General features: G+C 64.8%; 16 protein-coding genes and 1 pseudogene. 7 read left to right on the top strand and 10 right to left on the bottom strand.

The annotated features are described in order from the left end of the window. Positions 1-29 precede the first annotated feature (29 nt). Complete coding sequence (locus tag E3U47_RS06965; RefSeq protein ID WP_256660241.1) at positions 30-587, bottom strand: bacterioferritin; 558 nt, start codon at positions 585-587, stop codon at positions 30-32. Positions 588-593: 6 nt separating this feature from the next. After that, positions 594-935 carry an osmotically-inducible lipoprotein OsmE gene (osmE, locus tag E3U47_RS06960; RefSeq protein ID WP_134690262.1) on the bottom strand — a complete coding sequence of 114 codons (342 nt, stop codon included), beginning with the start codon at positions 933-935 and terminating at the stop codon, positions 594-596. Positions 936-1,058: 123 nt separating this feature from the next. Between osmE and E3U47_RS06955 the strand changes: the two genes are divergently transcribed. Beyond that, positions 1,059-1,949: a triacylglycerol lipase gene (locus E3U47_RS06955; protein WP_134690261.1), complete on the top strand. Its 891-nt coding sequence runs from the start codon at positions 1,059-1,061 to the stop codon at positions 1,947-1,949. 117 nt (positions 1,950-2,066) lie between these two features. Here E3U47_RS06955 and E3U47_RS06950 read toward each other — a convergent pair whose 3' ends face one another. Then, the gene (locus tag E3U47_RS06950) at positions 2,067-2,939 is read right to left on the bottom strand and encodes a DMT family transporter (RefSeq protein ID WP_134690260.1); all 873 of its coding nucleotides are present in this window, start codon (positions 2,937-2,939) and stop codon (positions 2,067-2,069) included. A 130-nt stretch (positions 2,940-3,069) separates the two neighbouring features. Between E3U47_RS06950 and E3U47_RS06945 the strand changes: the two genes are divergently transcribed. From E3U47_RS06945 to E3U47_RS06935, 3 genes are all read left to right on the top strand, one after another. Beyond that, entirely contained in the window at positions 3,070-3,858 is a 789-nt protein-coding gene (locus E3U47_RS06945) for a helix-turn-helix transcriptional regulator (protein ID WP_134690259.1), read from the top strand. 63 nt (positions 3,859-3,921) lie between these two features. After that, positions 3,922-4,215, top strand: a complete 294-nt coding sequence (locus E3U47_RS06940) for a PsiF family protein (RefSeq protein ID WP_134690258.1) — start codon at positions 3,922-3,924, stop codon at positions 4,213-4,215. 70 nt (positions 4,216-4,285) lie between these two features. Then, complete coding sequence (locus tag E3U47_RS06935) at positions 4,286-5,293, top strand: AI-2E family transporter (protein WP_134690257.1); 1,008 nt, start codon at positions 4,286-4,288, stop codon at positions 5,291-5,293. A gap of 97 nt (positions 5,294-5,390) precedes the next feature. Here E3U47_RS06935 and E3U47_RS06930 read toward each other — a convergent pair whose 3' ends face one another. Beyond that, the gene (locus tag E3U47_RS06930) at positions 5,391-6,662 is read right to left on the bottom strand and encodes an Hsp70 family protein (protein WP_134690256.1); all 1,272 of its coding nucleotides are present in this window, start codon (positions 6,660-6,662) and stop codon (positions 5,391-5,393) included. A gap of 163 nt (positions 6,663-6,825) precedes the next feature. Here E3U47_RS06930 and cbpA point away from each other — a divergent pair, with 163 nt between their 5' ends. Together cbpA and E3U47_RS06920 are read left to right on the top strand one after the other, a co-directional pair. Continuing rightward, complete coding sequence (cbpA, locus tag E3U47_RS06925; RefSeq protein ID WP_134690255.1) at positions 6,826-7,791, top strand: curved DNA-binding protein; 966 nt, start codon at positions 6,826-6,828, stop codon at positions 7,789-7,791. A 2-nt stretch (positions 7,792-7,793) separates the two neighbouring features. Next, the gene (locus E3U47_RS06920; RefSeq protein WP_134690254.1) at positions 7,794-8,099 is read left to right on the top strand and encodes a chaperone modulator CbpM; all 306 of its coding nucleotides are present in this window, start codon (positions 7,794-7,796) and stop codon (positions 8,097-8,099) included. 135 nt (positions 8,100-8,234) lie between these two features. On the opposite strand, the gene E3U47_RS06915 is transcribed toward E3U47_RS06920, so the two are convergent. Together E3U47_RS06915 and E3U47_RS06910 are read right to left on the bottom strand one after the other, a co-directional pair. Next, on the bottom strand, positions 8,235-8,768 hold the full coding sequence (locus E3U47_RS06915) for a GNAT family N-acetyltransferase (protein WP_134690253.1): 534 nt from the start codon (positions 8,766-8,768) through the stop codon (positions 8,235-8,237). Positions 8,769-8,773: 5 nt separating this feature from the next. Then, the gene (locus tag E3U47_RS06910; protein ID WP_134690252.1) at positions 8,774-9,298 is read right to left on the bottom strand and encodes a GNAT family N-acetyltransferase; all 525 of its coding nucleotides are present in this window, start codon (positions 9,296-9,298) and stop codon (positions 8,774-8,776) included. 506 nt (positions 9,299-9,804) lie between these two features. On the opposite strand from E3U47_RS06910, the gene E3U47_RS06905 reads away from it, so the two are divergent. Further along, positions 9,805-10,104, top strand: coding sequence for a hypothetical protein (locus E3U47_RS06905; protein ID WP_134690251.1), 300 nt, complete (start codon positions 9,805-9,807; stop codon positions 10,102-10,104). A 132-nt stretch (positions 10,105-10,236) separates the two neighbouring features. Here E3U47_RS06905 and cycA read toward each other — a convergent pair whose 3' ends face one another. The 4 genes and pseudogenes from cycA to E3U47_RS06885 all read right to left on the bottom strand — a co-directional run. After that, a complete protein-coding gene (gene cycA / locus E3U47_RS06900; protein ID WP_134690250.1) occupies positions 10,237-11,652 on the bottom strand; it encodes a D-serine/D-alanine/glycine transporter in 1,416 nt (471 codons plus the stop codon). Between the two features lie 217 nt (positions 11,653-11,869). Next, positions 11,870-13,234, bottom strand: a complete 1,365-nt coding sequence (locus E3U47_RS06895; protein WP_134690249.1) for a PepSY domain-containing protein — start codon at positions 13,232-13,234, stop codon at positions 11,870-11,872. A gap of 58 nt (positions 13,235-13,292) precedes the next feature. Further along, entirely contained in the window at positions 13,293-15,353 is a 2,061-nt protein-coding gene (locus E3U47_RS06890) for a TonB-dependent copper receptor (RefSeq protein WP_134690248.1), read from the bottom strand. Positions 15,354-15,422: 69 nt separating this feature from the next. After that, a pseudogene (locus E3U47_RS06885) lies at positions 15,423-15,501 on the bottom strand (DUF2946 domain-containing protein); the annotation flags it as partial.

Here is a 15,501-nt window from a genome sequence, read left to right as displayed (position 1 = left end):
ACCAGATTCAGGGGCAGCGCCCCCAGAAATCACAGCCCCTGCAACAGATCGGACATATCGTCCGCGTGCTCTTCCTCCTGGGCCAGGATGTCCTCGAAGATGCGCCGGGTGGTGGGGTCCTTGTCGCCGATGTACTGGATGATCTCGCGGTAGCTGTCGATGGCGATGCGCTCGGCCACCAGGTCCTCCAGCACCATCTCCTTCAACGAACTGCCCGCCACGTACTGGGCGTGGGAGTTCTTGGTCAGGTTGTCCGGATTGAAGTCTGGCTCGCCGCCGAGCTGCACGATGCGCTCGGCCAGCTTGTCGGCGTGCTCGGCTTCCTGGTTGGCATGCTCGAGGAACTCGTCCGCGGCGACGCTGGCCTTGATGCCGCTGGCCATGAAGTAGTGGCGCTTGTAGCGCAGCACGCAAACCAGCTCGGTGGCCAGCGACTCGTTGAGCAGGCGCAGGATCTTCTCGCGGTCGGCGTGGTAGCCCTCGGTCACCGCGCCTTGCTCGACATGCTGGCGGGCACGTTCGCGCAGGGTCTTCACATCGGTCAGTTCAACGCTCATGTTCATCTCCGAAACGATCAGGGTGGTCATGGGGTGTCATGCGCCGTGCACGGCGTCGCTGTCTTCCTGGCGTTGCTTGCAGGTCTTGAAGCCCTTGGCATCGACGTGGCCGGTGGCGTCGAAGCGCACGTAGTAGGGCTGCTGGTGGCCGTCGCGGTTGAGGATGTAGTCGTTGCAGGTGCCGCCGTGGGGCAGGTCGATCACGTTCGACGGGCTGCCGCCGATGGCGATGACCTTCTGCATGGTCATGCCATGCTCCACCTGCTTGACCAGCGGTTCGTCGCGGTAGGTGACGTAGTCCACCGGGTTTTCCGGGCGGCTGCCGCAGGCCACCAGGGTGGCGCTCGCCAGAAGGATGGCCAGGGTCTGCTTGTACATGGTCCCGCTCCTTGCTCAGGGTCTGTTCTGCTTGGAACCGCAGGGGGCGCCGGGAGTTCGATTGCGAATGACCCGGGGCGCGCTGTAGTGTGGGTCGCTCGTCCACGGAAGAGGGCAAGGCTGATGAGTCAGGAGCTGGCCACGCGTTATCCACTGGTGCTGGTACCGGGCATGCTCGGCTTCGTCCGGGCGCTGGTGTATCCCTACTGGTTCGGCATCGTCCCGGCATTGCGTCGGGGCGGCGCGCAGGTGTTCCCGGTGCAGGTGTCGCCGCTGCATTCCAGCGAGGTGCGGGGCGAACAGCTGCTCGGCATCATCGAGGACATCTGCCAGCGCACCGGGGCCGACAAGGTCAACCTGGTCGGCCATAGCCAGGGTGCGCTCAGTGCCCGCTATGCGGCGGCGATTCGGCCTGAGCGGGTGGCCTCGGTGACCTCGGTGGCCGGCCCCAACCACGGTTCCGAGCTGGCCGATCACCTGGAGCGCACGGCGCCGGGCGACTCAGCCCGGGGGCGTATCCTCAAGGCCGCGCTGCATGCCTTGGCCATCGTGCTGGGCTGGCTGGAGACCGGCTGGCGACGCGATCCGCTGCCTATCGATGTGCATGCCTCGCACCAATCGTTGACCAGCGCCGGGGTGGCGCTGTTCAACCAGGCTTATCCACAGGGACTGCCGCAGGTCTGGGGTGGCGAGGGCGCGGCGCAGGTGAACGGGGTGCGCTACTACTCCTGGTCCGGCACCCTGCAGCCCGGGCGTACCGACCAGGGCCTGAATCGCTTCGATGGCAGCAACCGATTTTGCCGGCTGTTCGCCCGCAGTTTCGTCAGGGAGAAGGGGCAGTGCGATGGCATGGTCGGGCGCTTCAGTTCGCACCTGGGCCAGGTGATTGGTGACGACTATCCGCTCGATCACCTGGATATCGTCAACCAGTCGCTGGGTGCGGTGGGCAAGGGCGCCGAGCCGGTGCGGCTGTTCACCGAGCATGCCGCCCGCCTCAAGGCTGCGGGGCTGTGAGAAGCCTGGGGCGGTTTCGCAGCCCTTTCGCGGCACAAGGCCGCTCCTACAGGGAATTGCGTTCGCTCGTAGGAGCGGCCTTGTGCCGCGAAAGGAGCGCGTAGCGCTCCCGCTCTGTCAACGACGCACAGGCGTGGTCCAGCGCTCGGCCAGCAGCACGCCGACCAAGGTCAGCAGGCCGCCGACCAGGTGATAACTGGCCAACTGCTCATCCAGCACCGCCGCCGCAATCACCGCCGTGACCACCGGCAGCAGGTTGAAGAACAGCGTGGTACGGCTTGGCCCCAAACGGTGCACGGCCTGCATCCATACCAACGGCGCCACCATCGAGGCCAGCACGCAGGCGTACAGCACCAGGCCCAGGTTATGGCTGTTCAGGCCAGTCTTGGGCGACAGCACGAACAGCGGCAACAGCACCAGAATCGCCACCAGCACTTGCAGGTACAGCAGTTGCAGCGGCGGCAGGCGCAGTTGCCATTTCTTCAGCAGGAAACTGTACAGCGCATAGGCCAGGGTAGCCACCAGCATCAGCAGGTCGCCGCCGTTCAGGCCCTGGTGCAGCAGCGTCGCCGGCTGTCCGGCCGAGACCACCTCCAGCACGCCGACGAACGACACCAGCGCCCCCAGCAGCGCGCCGTAGCTCAGGCGCTGGCCGAGCCAGGCGATGGACAGCGCCAGCGACATCAGCGGCATCAGCGAAAGGATGATGCCCATGTTGGTGGCGCTGGTGATGCCGGCGGCAAAGTAGGCCAGGCTCTGGTAGATGGCCATGCCCAGCACGCCGAGGACGAACACCTTGCCCAGGTGCGGGCGAATCGCCGCGCGGTTGCGCCAGACCTTGGGCAGCAGGAACGGGGTGAACAGCAGGCCGGCCAGCAGCCAGCGATAGAAGCCGATCTCGGCGGGGAAGATGGCACCGGCGGACATCTTGGTGACCACGGTGTTGCCGGCCCAGATGAGGATGGCGAGGAGGGGGAAGAGGTAGTTCATGCTGCACAGGTTCTCGGTAATGCGGGATTTCCTGGGGGCCGCAAGGCCGTCCAGGCTGGCGATGATTATCGCCTGTCTGTTAGTAAGCCTATACTTCCATCCAGACAACCCGCCCCGCGAAGCAGACAGCATGGCCCGCAAATACCTCGACATTCCCCGTTTCGAGCAACTCCCGGCCCCGGTGTACTTCCGCTACGACGAGTTCGGCGCCGACACCCACAGCGCCCCCCATCGCCACCCTTGGGGCCAGCTCAACTATGCCTCCCATGGCCTGATGCACCTGGACGTCGAGGGCCAGCGCTTCATCTCGCCGCCGCACTACGCCGTCTGGGTACCGCCGGACACCGAGCACGGCTGCTACAACCCTCAGGCCATCATCTACCGCTCGGTCTACCTGGAGCGCAGCCTGTGCGCCGAGATGCCGACGCAGCCCTGCAGCCTGGTGATCAGCGACATCCTCAAGGCGATCCTTGGTGACTTTGCCCGTCGCGACCTGCACATCGCCCAGGACGAGCGTGACCAGCGCCTGGTCCAGGTCCTGATCGACCAGTTGCATCTGGCGCCGACCCAGGCCTGCTACCTGCCCTACGCCCGTAGCGAGGGCTTGCGCCGGGTACTCGAGGCGCTGCATGCCGAGCCCGGCGACAACCGCCCGCTGGCCGACTGGGCCGCCCAGGTGCATGTCAGCGAACGCACCTTGGCGCGCCACTGCCTGCGCGAACTGGGCATGAGCTTTGGCGAATGGCGCCTGCGCCTGCGTTTTCTGCGGGCCATCGAGGCGCTGGAGGCGGGCCTGCCGATCCAGGCCATCGCCTTCGACCTTGGCTACAGCAGCGCCTCGGCGTTCATCGCCATGTTCCAGCGTCAGGCCCACTGCACACCGGAGCAGTACCGGCGGCAAGCGCGGACAGAGATGTAAGAATTGTTGTCTACACTCTGCTCGACGACCGCGCATCGGGCGCGGGAACAAGGAGACCACTCCATGAAGCTGCTGCACGTACCTCTGCTGGTGTTGGGCATGTTGATCGCCGGGCAAGGATTCGCCGCCACCGCGCAACAGGAAAAAATGACCACCTGCAATGCCGACGCCACGGCCAAGGCGCTCAAGGGCGATGCGCGCAAGGCATACATGAGCACGTGCCTGAAAAAGGGCGAGCCGGCCAAGGCGATGACCCCGCAAGAGCGCATGAAAGCCTGCAATGCCGACCCCAAGGCCAAGGCCCTCAAGGGCGACGAGCGTAAAGCCTTCATGAGCGACTGCCTGAAGAAGAAATGACCTGCGCCTATGCCTCTGCCAGGAAGGCTGGCAGACTGCGGGTCTTTCCGCTGTCTGCCGTCGAGGCTGTATGACCTTCACCCCCCGCCAGATCACCCTTGCCAGCCTGCTCATCGTCGTCGCCGGGCTGCTGCTGGCGCTGCCTTTGAAGTTGCTGCCGAGCCTGCTCGCCGGGCTGCTGGTGTTCGAGTTGGTCAACATGCTCACCCCGCGCCTGCAGCCGCTGATCGCCGGACAGCGCGCGCGTTGGCTGGCGGTGGCGCTGCTCGGCACCTTGGTGGTGAGCACGCTGACGTTGCTGATCGCCGGCGCCTTCAGTTTCCTTCTGCACGAGGCCGAAAACCCCGGCGCCTCGCTGGACAAGTTCATGGGCCTGGTCGAGCGCGCCCGTGGCCAGTTGCCGCCGTTCATCGACGCCTACCTGCCGGCCAGCGCCGCCGAGTTCAAGGTGGCCATCGGCGATTGGCTCAAGAGCCACCTGAGCGAATTGCAACTGGTGGGCAAGGGCATGGCGCACATGTTCGTGACGTTGCTGATCGGCATGATCCTCGGCGCCATCGTCGCCTTGCAGCGCATCCCCGATGTGTCACGGCGCAAGCCGCTGGCCGCGGCCCTGTTCGAGCGCCTGAGCCTGCTGGTGCAGGCGTTTCGCAACATCGTCTTCGCGCAGATCAAGATCTCGCTGCTCAACACCGTGTTCACTGGCGTCTTCCTGGCCGTGGTGCTGCCGCTGTTCGGCGTGCACCTGCCGCTGACCAAGACCCTGATCGTGCTGACCTTCCTGCTCGGGCTGCTGCCGGTGATCGGCAACCTGATGTCCAACACCCTGATCACCATCGTCGGCTTGTCGCTGTCGATCTGGGTGGCGATGGCGGCGCTGGGGTACCTGATCGTGATCCACAAGGTCGAGTACTTCCTCAACGCGCGGATCGTCGGTGGGCAGATCAGCGCCAAGGCCTGGGAGCTGTTGCTGGCGATGCTGGTGTTCGAGGCTGCGTTCGGCTTGCCTGGGGTGGTGGCGGGGCCGATCTATTACGCCTACCTGAAGAGTGAGCTGAAGCGGGCGGAGTTGGTTTGATCCTGTTCGCCGGCTTGCCGGCGAACACCGGCGTAGCCGGTGCCATCCACCGCGGCGCCTGGTTCGCCAGCAAGCTGGCTCCTACAGGACGGGAGCCTCAGGCCGCGCCGTAACGCTTGCGCGCCTCGATCGCCAACCCGCTGCCGATGCTGCCGAAAATGTTGCCTTCCACATGCCGCGCATTGGGCAGCATCGCCGCCACGCTGTTGCGCAGCGCCGGAATCCCGCTGGAACCACCGGTGAAGAACACCGTGTCCACCTGCCCCTCGCTGACGCCGGCCTTGGCCAGCAACTCGCTGACGCTGCCACGCACCCGCTCCAGCAGCCCGTCGATAGCCTCCTCGAACAGCACCCGGGTCAGCTCGGCCGACAGCTGCGGCTCGATCCGGCCGAAGTCGATGCTCCGGCTGTCGCGCTCGGTCAGCTCGATCTTGCTGGCCTCCACCTCCATCGCCAACCAATGCCCGGCGCGCTGTTCGATCAGGTTGAACAGGCGGTCGATGCCCAGGGTGTCCTCGATGTCGTAGCGCATGCTGCCCAGGGCCAACTGCGATTTCTGCGAGTACAGGGCGTTGATGGTGTGCCAGGTGGCCAGGTTGAGGTGGTAGCTGGTGGGCATCAGTGCGCCGCTCTTCATTCGGCTGCCGTAGCCGAACAGCGGCATCACGCCCTGCAGGCTCAGTTGCTTGTCGAAGTCGGTACCGCCGATGTGCACGCCGCCGGTGGCGAGGATGTCGCTCTGGCGCTCGGCCACAAGGTGGCGCTCGGGCGACAGGCGGATCAGGGTAAAGTCCGAGGTACCACCGCCGATATCGACAATCAGTACCAGCTCTTCACGGCTGATGCCCGACTCGTAGTCGAACGCCGCGGCAATCGGCTCGTACTGGAACGATACGTCCTTGAAGCCGATCTTGCGCGCCACCTCCGCCAAGGTGTCCTCGGCCTCCTGGTCGGCGGCGGGGTCTTCGTCGACGAAGAATACCGGGCGGCCCAGCACCACTTGCTCGAATTCACGACCGGCGGCAGCCTCGGCGCGCTTTTTCAGCTCGCCGATGAACATGCCCAGCAGGTCCTTGAACGGCAAGGCGCTGCCCAGCACGCTGGTGTCGTGCTTGATCAGCTTGGAGCCCAGCAGGCTTTTCAGCGAGCGCATCAGGCGGCCTTCGTAGCCTTCAAGGTACTCGTGCAGGGCCAGGCGGCCGTACACCGGGCGACGCTCCTCGATATTGAAGAATACCACCGAGGGCAAGGTGATCTTGCCGTCTTCCAGGGCGATCAGCGATTCGACGCCCGGGCGGTGCCAGCCGACCGTGGAGTTGGAGGTGCCGAAGTCGATGCCGAGGGCGCGGGCCGGGGATACGTCAGACATGGGGGAGTGCTTCCGGAGGCAAAACGGCCGCGCAGTTTATGCCAGTCTGCGGCTAAATCAAGACCGGTCGTCTGCGATAGCGCAACCCCGGATGCACCTTGAAAGGCTATGCTTGACCCCAATCTTCAGTAGCAATACGCACATTCACATCGGTGATCCCCAGATGGACTTCAAAGACTACTACAAGATACTCGGCGTCGAGGCGAGCGCGGACGACAAGGCGATCAAGGCCGCGTACCGCAAGCTCGCGCGCAAGTATCACCCCGACGTCAGCAAGGAGCGCGACGCCGAGGACAAGTTCAAGGAGGCCAACGAGGCCTATGAAGTGCTTGGCGACAAGGACAAGCGCGCCGAGTACGACGAGATCCGCAAGTATGGCGGCCAGCATGGCCGGCCGTTCCAGGCACCGCCTGGCTGGCAATCACGTGGCGGTAATGGCGGCGGCGGTGGCTTCGAGGGCGGCGATTTTTCCGATTTCTTCAGCTCGATCTTCGGCGCCCGGGGTAGCAACCCCTTCGGTGGCGGCGGTGGCCGGCAACAACGCAGTGCTGGCAGGCGAGGGCAGGACGTGGAACTGGAACTGGCGGTGTTCCTCGAGGAAACCCTGAACAAGGAATCCAAGCAGATCAGCTTCCAGGTGCCGCAAACCAATGCCGCCGGGCAGCGCACCGGGTTCACCACCAAGACCCTGAACGTGAAGATCCCTGCCGGGGTGACCGACGGCGAGCGCATTCGCCTCAAGGGCCAGGGCGCGCCGGGCGTGGGTGGTGGCGCCAATGGCGACCTGTTCCTGACCATCCGCATGGCACCGCACCCGTTGTTCGATGTCGAAGGTCATGACCTGATCATCACCGTGCCCCTGGCACCGTGGGAAGCGGCGCTCGGCGCCAAGGTGGCCGTGCCGACCCTGACCGGCAAGATCAACCTGACCATCCGCCCCGACAGCCAGAGCGGCCAGCGCCTGCGGGTCAAGGGCATGGGCCTGCTGAACAAGCAGGGCGAGCGTGGCGACCTGTACGCCCAGCTCAAGGTAGTGATGCCCGCCCAATCCGATGACGCAACTCGCGCACTGTGGACCCAGCTCTCCGAGAAAGCCGCGTTCAACCCGAGGACTCAATGGAGTAAGTGATCATGAGCAGCACCCTGATCGTTCAACTGGACATGCGTACCCTGTGTCAGGAGGCCGATATCACGGCCGATTGCGTGATCGAGATCGTCGAGCACGGCATTGTTGAGCCTTCGGGGCGAACGCCGGAGGAGTGGGTGTTCGACGACCGCGCGCCGGTGACGCTCAAGCGCGCGGTGAAGTTGCATGAGCAACTGGAACTGGAGTGGGAAGGGGTGGCGCTGGCGCTGGAATTGCTGGAAGAGGTGCAGCAGTTGCGCAGCGAGAACAGCATGCTGAAGCAGCGGTTGGGGCGGTTTACCCAGATGTGACGGGTATGGCCTGTGAGATCAGATCCTGGGGCTGCTGCGCAGCCCTATCGCGACACAAGGCCGCTCCTACAGGAGATCGCGTTCCCCTGTAGGAGCGGCCTTGTGTCGCGATAGGGGCGCAAAGCGCCCCCAGGTTCATGAAGCTTTCGCGATCACCTTGAAGTACAACGCTGTAGCCCGGTACCCCCCTTCCGGCCCGCAGGCATAGTCCGGAATCTCCCCCGCCTTGCTGTACCCCAGCGCCCGATAGAACGCCTCCGCCGCAGACCCCGCCTCGGTATCGAGAAACAACATCCCCCGCCCAATCCGCCGCGCCTCGGCCTCCAGTGCGCCCATCAACTGCTGCCCCAGCCCAAGCCGTCGGGCATCGCTGTGCACCAGCAATTTCTGCACTTCGCCCCGGTTCAGTCCATTGGGCTTCAGGCACAGCCCCAGTTGCACGCTACCCAGCACCTCCTGCCCTTGCGCAATGACCCAGAGCAACTGCTCGTCACTGGCCAGCTTTGCCTTCACCTCATCGAAGTAGGCCTTGGCTTGCTGCTCATCGATATCGGCTAGAAAACCCACCGAAGCGCCCTGACGCACCGCATCGAGCAAAAGGTTCACCAGGCCGTCGCGGTAGTACGCCAGGCCTTCGTGGGTCACGCGGTGCGTTTGCGCGCTGTTCATGGGCTTCAGTTCCTTGAAGGGGGGAGAGGGTTGTCATCCAGGTAAAGCTGCATGAAGGTCAGGTCCAGCCAGCGCCCGAACTTCACGCCCACCTGTGGCATTTGCCCGGTGATGTTGAAGCCCAGGCGTTCGTGCAGGCGGATCGAGGCGGCGTTGCCGCTCTCGATGGCGGCGACCATCACATGCTTGTTGCAACGGCGCGCACGCTCGATGAGCGCTTCCATCAGGTCGGGGCCCAGGCCCTTGCCACGCTGGTCGCCACGCACGTAGACCGAGTGCTCGACGGTATGGCGAAAGCCCTCGAACGGCCGCCAGTCGCCAAACGAGGCATAGCCCAACACACCGGATTCATCGACTGCGACGAGGATCGGGTAACCCTGTTGCGCACGCGCCTCGAACCAGGCCAGGCGGTTGGCCAGGTCCACCGGGGTTTCGTTCCAGATCGCCGTGGTGTTGGCCACGGCGTCGTTGTAGATGTCGAGGATGCCCGGCAGGTCGTCGGGCAGGGCATCGCGCAGCTGATAATTCATGGTGCGGTCTCGCAAGGCGGAAGGCTGCAAACTGTGCTCGATGCTCAAGCAAGGCACGTGCCGGGCTGGGTAGGCGTGGAATTGTCCAGGGCGGGGCAATTTGTGCGCCGATTGGGTGCGCGGGTTTGAGTCCGCGCACTGTTAGTGGGCGTTGCCGGTGAACATTTTGACACACCCCAGTTACTTGAGTACCGTGCCGCACCGCAGTAGATTCTGCGGTTCGGGATTGGCGTCCCGGATTCGGAACCGGGCACTTCGCTCTCGCGAAATCTGTGCCCCGCATGGTTGCACCCGTTATGGGCGGAGCTGTGTGTGGGAGCCTTCGGGCTCGCCGGCCTTCCGACCGGTAACGCCAACCCGCACGGCTCCGTCCACCCATATTGGCGTATGGGCTCGGAGAAACACTTCGGAAATGTTGCAAGGAGTAGCACCATGCTCAAGAAGATCGTTCCCGATCCACCGTTCGCATTTATCGAGATCGCCGCCTTTCATCGAGAGGTGCAGCCATGAACCAGGAATCGCTGGTCAACCTCACCCCGCGCAAATCACGTCCGGTCACCGCCAGTTCCCGTTTCGGCACCTGCAATCACGCCCATGCCCCGATGCTTTCGGTACAGGCTGGCGTCGATAGCGAGGATGCGCTGGTGTGCGCCGTGGCGGCGTTGAAGGCGGCGTATGAGACCAATGCCGCCGCGCTGGAGAAGGCGGGGGAGCCGTTGCGCAGTTTGCTGACGGCGACGGAGAATTCGTTGGAGAAAGGCTTGGCGTTGGCCGAGGCGGTGCTCGAGGGGTTGGAGCAGGGTTGAGACAGTAGGGGTGTTGCGCGCCCATTCGCCAGCAAGGCTGGCTCCTACAGGTCCAGCGCAGGTTTCGGAGCGTGCGCTGTACCTGTAGGAGCCAGCCTTGCTGGCGAATGGGCTGCGCAGCAGCCCCCGCGATCAGCGGTTCGACGCCCCGCGCACGGCGGTACGCGGCTGGCGCCTGCTACGCACGAACTGATAGGTCACCGCCAGGATCAGGAACCAGATCGGCGTCACCACCAGCGCCGAGCGCGTATCGGCCTCCAGGCTCAACAGCACCAGGATGCCGGCGAAGAACACCAGGCACACGTAGCACATGAAGCGCCCGCCGGGCATCTTGTAGGTGGATTGCTCATGCAGCGCCGCGCGCTGCTTGCGGTAGCTCAGGTACGACAGCAGGATCAGCGTCCAGACGAACATGAACAGCACCGCCGACACCGTCGTCACCAGGGTGAAGGCTTCGATCACATTGGGTACCAGGTAGATCAGCACCGCGCCCAGCAGCAGGCAGGTGCAGGAGAAGTACAGGCCGTTGGCCGGCACGGCGCGGCGCGAGAGTTTCTCGAACGCCTTGGGCGCATCGCCCTCCTGGGCCAGGCCGAACAGCATGCGGCTGGTGGAGAACACGCCGCTGTTGGCCGACGAGGCCGCCGAGGTCAGCACCACGAAGTTGATGATGCTCGCCGCCGCCGGCAGGCCGGCCAGCACGAACAGCTCGACGAACGGGCTCTTGCCCGGCACCACGTCGCGCCAGGGGGTCACGGCCATGATCGCGATCAGGGCCAGCACGTAGAACACGATGATCCGCACCGGGATCGAGTTGATCGCCCGCGGCAGGGTGCGCTCGGGGTTCTTCGCTTCGGCCGCGGTGGTGCCCACCAGCTCGATGCCGACGAAGGCGAACACGGCGATCTGGAAGCCGGCGAAGAAGCCGAGCAGGCCGTTGGGGAACATGCCGCCGTCATTCCACAGGTTGGTCAGGGTGGCGGTATGCCCGCTCGGTGACTGGAAGCCGGTGATGACCATGTACAGGCCGGTGGCGACCAGGCCCATGATGGCGATGATCTTGATCAGGGCGAACCAGAATTCCATTTCGCCGAACATCTTCACCGTCACCAGATTCAGCGACAGCAACAGCGCCACGCAGCTCAGCGCCGGTATCCACTGCGGCAGGTCGGGGAACCAGAATTGCGTGTAGGCGGCGATCGCCACCACGTCGGCGATGCCGGTGACCACCCAGCAGAACCAGTAGGTCCAGCCGGTGAAGTAGCCGGCCCAGGGGCCGAGCAGGTCGGCGGAGAAATCGATGAACGACTTGTAGTTGAGGTTCGACAGCAGCAGCTCGCCCATGGCGCGCATGACGAAGAACAGCATGAAGCCGATGATCATGTAGACGAAGATGATCGACGGACCGGCCAGGCTGATGGTCTTGCCCGAGCCCATGAACAGGCCGGTGCCGATGGCGCCGCCAATGGCGATGAGCTGGATATGACGGTTGGTCAGGTTGCGTTGCAGGTGCTGCTCTTCGGAGGGTGTCTGGGAGGTCCGGGTCATAGGCTGCATTCCATTGAGGGTCAGTCTTTTTGTGAGCGAAAGCCGAGTAGGCTATCACGTCGCGTTCCAATCGCGGGTGTGGCAGATCGGCACGATCTTGGCGGTACAGCGCGGTGCTCGACATGACGGGAATCAATGATTGATTTCGCTGGCCCTTTCGCCGGCAAGCCGGCTCCTACGACGATCCCGTAGGAGCCGGCTTGCCGGCGAACAGGTCTCAAGCCTGGACCATGCCCCGGCGCCTGACCACCAGGCTATCCACCACCCACATCACCACCATGGACAACCCCACCAGCGGGAAGGCGACGCCCAGCACCAGCATCACCCCCACCGCCATCTTCCAGCGCGGCAGGTCATGACGCAGCGGCGGCACCCCCAATCCGCCGTTGGGCTTACGTTTCCACCACATCACCAGCCCGCTCACCGAGCCCAGCAGGATCATCAGGCACACCAGCAGAATGACGAGCTGGTTCAACGCCCCGAACATCTTGCCCTCGTGCAGCATTACCCCCAGCTCGGTGGCGCGGGCCACGGGGCTGTAGTCCTGCCAGCGCACGTCGGCCAGCACTTGGCCGGTGTACTGGTCGACATGCAGGGTGGCGTCGTTGCGCGGGTCGTCGGCGAACACCGCGATGGTGAACACGCCCTCGGCACTGGTCGGCAGGGTGATGCTGTAGCCCGGTTCGACCTTGCGCAAGGTGGCGACGTCCTCGACCTGCTGCAGGCTCACCTGCGGCGCCGCCGGGGCCTGGTCCATCATGTGGTGCCCGGCATGCTCGGCATGGGCGCCGGACACTGGCATTGGCGTGTTTTCCATCGCCCATGGCACGGTCTGGCGATGGGCACTGTTGAGGTCGCGCGCTTCTTTATCTGACTTGGGCACGTCATTCCACATGGCCGCCGGGAAGCGGTTCCACAGGTCGGCGTACTGCTTGCCCCACAGCCCGGTCCAGGTCATGCCGCTGAGCAGCATCAACAGCAGCAGGGCCGAACCCCAGAAGCCGGTGACGGCATGCAGGTCGCGCCACAGCAAGCGGCCGCGCGCGCTGAAACGTGGCCACAGCACGCCCGCGCTGCTGCGCCCGCGTGGCCACCAGAGATAGAGGCCGGACACCACCAGGACAATGCCCCAGCCTGCCGCCAGTTCCACCAGCCGGTCACCGACCGTGCCGACCATCAGTTCGCCGTGCAGGGCGCGGACAATGGCCTGCAGGTTCTGCTTGCCGTCCTGATCGCCCAGCACCTTGCCGCTGTAGGGGTCGACGAACACATTCAGCTCACGACCGCCGTCGTGCACCACGAACTGCGCGCTGCGCTCGGCGTCGATCGCTGGCAGGTATTGGCCCACCTGTCCCTGTGGATAAGCCTGGCGCACGTTTGCCAGTAGCGTATCGGCAGCCTGTCGGTGATGGCCGGCCTCGACCACCATCAGTTCGCGGTACATCAATGGGTCGAGCTGCGGCTTGAACAGGTAGATGATCCCGGTAAGCGCCAGCAGGATCATGAACGGTGCCACGAACAGCCCGGCATAGAAATGCCAGCGCCACGCCAGGTTGTAGAAGGAAACGTTTGGTTTGTTCATGGGAGGCTCCCGTAGACCTTGAGTGGGCGCGGTCAGGTCCCGCGCCCGTTTGTTGTTGTCAGAAGCTGAAGTCGACCTTGGTCCAGAAGGTCCTGCCTGGCTCGTTGACCGGCTGCACGCTGTTCGCCGGGTAGCCGAACCCGGCGTTCCCGGCCAGGTTCAGGTGCTCGGCGTAGGTTTTGTCGAACAGGTTGTCGACGCCCGCGCTGAGCTTGAGGTTGCTGTTGATCTTGTAGGCGCCGTTGAGCGAGAACACACCGAAGCCTGAGCTGGTGTCGTAGTCCTTGCCGACCACGTTGCCCTGGTTCTTGGCGATACGGTTCTGCTCCGCTACCAGCCGCCAAAGGGCGCCGACGCTCCAGGTGTCGCGGCTGTAGGTCAGGCCCAGGCGGCTTTCCAGCGGTGGCATTTGCGGTAGCGCCTTGCCATCACTGCTGTTCTTGCCCCAAGCGTAGGCGAGCGTGGCGTCGGCCTTCCAGTTCTCGGTCAGCTTGTAGGCCGCGCCCAGTTCGCCGCCCATGATGCGGGCGTCGATGTTTTGCGCCTGGGACACCAACTTGCTGCCCATGCCGCCTTTGCCCGGCACATAGTCGAACAGGATGTAGTCACGGATCTGCCCGACGTAACCCGAGGCCCAGGCCTCCAGGCGCTCGTCGCGGTACTGGATGCCGAAGTCGAGTTGGGTGGTCTTTTCTGGCTTGATGCCGTCGAAGGCGTTCACCGAACCGGTCGGGGCCAGGGTCGGCGAGAACAGCTCCCAGTAGTCCGGGAAGCGCTGGGTGTGGCCCAGGCCGATGTAGGTGGTGGCGGGCACGGCCGCCAGGTCGTGCTCGTAGCGCACGAAGCCGCTGGGCAGGGTGTCGGCGCGAGTGTCGCCGCTGGTGGCGATGCCTGTGCGCAAATCGCGGGCCGAGGCGCGGTCCAGGCGCGCGCCGGTGATCAACCGGTCCTCGCCGGTGGCGTACCAGGTCAACTCGCCGAACACGCCGTAGTTATGGAAGTCGGCGTCCTTGTCCCAGGGCTTGCCCTTGTAGGCGTCGATGCCCATGCCGCCGCGCTTGCGGTGTTCGTTGGTCTGCGCGTCGATGCCGCTGATCAACTGCATATCGGCCCAGCGCCAGGTGGCCTTGATCCGCGCGCCCAGGGTACGGCGGTCGACATTGCTGACCATGGCCATCATGCCGGGCGAGCGCAGGGTGTAGTTGTCCATCACATGATCGGCGTAGTTGTAGTAGACCTGCGCCTCGACCTTGTCGAGCACCTCGCCGATGTTGGATTTCTCGAAACGCAGCCCCAGGCTTTCACGCTTGAACTGCGAACCGTCCATGCCACGCCCGGCGGAGCGCGCCTCGCCATCGCCCTTGCCGGCGGTCAGTTCGAGCAGGGTGTCGGCGTCCGGGGTCCAGCCGAGGCTGACATCGCCGTTCCACTTGTCCCAGCGCGACGGCACGGTGTCACCGTTGCCGTCTTCGAAGTCATCCGAGTGCGACTGGTTGCCGACGAAGCGCACATAGCCAAGCTGGTTGCCGGCCGCGGCGTCGAGCACCTTGTCGAAGCGGCCGTTGGAGCCGGCCAGCACGCTGCCGTTTACGCGGCTGCCGAGCTCGCCGAATTTCTCCGGGTCACGCTCGAAGAGGATGGTGCCAGCGGAGCCGCCCGGGCCCCAGATCACGCTCTGCGGGCCCTTGATCACGGTGAGGCGGTCGTAGGTTTCCGGGGAGATGTACGAGGTCGGGGCGTCCATGCGGCCCGGGCAGGCACCGAGCATCATGCCGCCGTTGGTGAGGATGTTCAGGCGCGAGCCGAACATGCCGCGCAGCACCGGGTCGCCATTGGTGCCGCCAGCGCGGATCACCGAGAAACCGGGGATGGTCTTGAGGTAGTCACCGCCGTCGCTGGCCGGCACGGGCTGGCGCGGGTCCTTGGGGTTGGTGACCACGGTCAGCGGCGAGCTCGGGGCGATGGCGGTGATCACCGTCGGGCTCAGCTCGGCCGTGTCGTGGATGTGGTCTTCGTGGCCGGTTTCGGCGGCCAGGGCCAGTGGCGCGAGCAGCGAGCCGCACAGCACGGCGATGGTCCCACGCAGGGAAAGGGCAAAAACAGGGGTGCAGCCGGACATAATGATTCCAGTCGATCAGTCATGAGTCAGCGCGAAGCCTCCTGGCTTCGGGCGTTGATAGCGTTGTGGTCAGACCTGGATCGAAAGGGGTGGCGCGCGGCTGCGGGCGCCGGGGAATACAGCCTGCCGGGCATGGCCCTGGCGCGTG

Source organism: Pseudomonas sp. RIT623 (genome assembly GCF_004519305.1).
In the GTDB taxonomy this organism is placed as follows: Bacteria; Pseudomonadota; Gammaproteobacteria; order Pseudomonadales; family Pseudomonadaceae; genus Aquipseudomonas.
The sequence above is the reverse complement of the archived record's forward strand: the minus strand, read 5'-3'. Positions and strand labels throughout refer to the sequence as shown.

Excerpts from the sequence above, each read along its gene's own strand:
- E3U47_RS06940 (WP_134690258.1), top strand. The coding sequence starts at position 3,922 with ATGAAGCTGCTGCACGTACCTCTGCTGGTGTTGGGCATGTTGATCGCC.
- osmE (WP_134690262.1), bottom strand. The coding sequence starts at position 935 with ATGTACAAGCAGACCCTGGCCATCCTTCTGGCGAGCGCCACCCTGGTG.
- cycA (WP_134690250.1), bottom strand. The coding sequence starts at position 11,652 with ATGACCCGGACCTCCCAGACACCCTCCGAAGAGCAGCACCTGCAACGC.
- E3U47_RS06965 (WP_256660241.1), bottom strand. The coding sequence starts at position 587 with ATGACCACCCTGATCGTTTCGGAGATGAACATGAGCGTTGAACTGACC.
- E3U47_RS06890 (WP_134690248.1), bottom strand. The coding sequence starts at position 15,353 with ATGTCCGGCTGCACCCCTGTTTTTGCCCTTTCCCTGCGTGGGACCATC.
- E3U47_RS06895 (WP_134690249.1), bottom strand. The coding sequence starts at position 13,234 with ATGAACAAACCAAACGTTTCCTTCTACAACCTGGCGTGGCGCTGGCAT.
- E3U47_RS06930 (WP_134690256.1), bottom strand. The coding sequence starts at position 6,662 with ATGTCTGACGTATCCCCGGCCCGCGCCCTCGGCATCGACTTCGGCACC.
- E3U47_RS06915 (WP_134690253.1), bottom strand. The coding sequence starts at position 8,768 with ATGAACAGCGCGCAAACGCACCGCGTGACCCACGAAGGCCTGGCGTAC.
- E3U47_RS06935 (WP_134690257.1), top strand. The coding sequence starts at position 4,286 with ATGACCTTCACCCCCCGCCAGATCACCCTTGCCAGCCTGCTCATCGTC.
- E3U47_RS06920 (WP_134690254.1), top strand. The coding sequence starts at position 7,794 with ATGAGCAGCACCCTGATCGTTCAACTGGACATGCGTACCCTGTGTCAG.
- E3U47_RS06910 (WP_134690252.1), bottom strand. The coding sequence starts at position 9,298 with ATGAATTATCAGCTGCGCGATGCCCTGCCCGACGACCTGCCGGGCATC.
- E3U47_RS06905 (WP_134690251.1), top strand. The coding sequence starts at position 9,805 with ATGAACCAGGAATCGCTGGTCAACCTCACCCCGCGCAAATCACGTCCG.
- E3U47_RS06950 (WP_134690260.1), bottom strand. The coding sequence starts at position 2,939 with ATGAACTACCTCTTCCCCCTCCTCGCCATCCTCATCTGGGCCGGCAAC.
- cbpA (WP_134690255.1), top strand. The coding sequence starts at position 6,826 with ATGGACTTCAAAGACTACTACAAGATACTCGGCGTCGAGGCGAGCGCG.
- E3U47_RS06945 (WP_134690259.1), top strand. The coding sequence starts at position 3,070 with ATGGCCCGCAAATACCTCGACATTCCCCGTTTCGAGCAACTCCCGGCC.
- E3U47_RS06955 (WP_134690261.1), top strand. The coding sequence starts at position 1,059 with ATGAGTCAGGAGCTGGCCACGCGTTATCCACTGGTGCTGGTACCGGGC.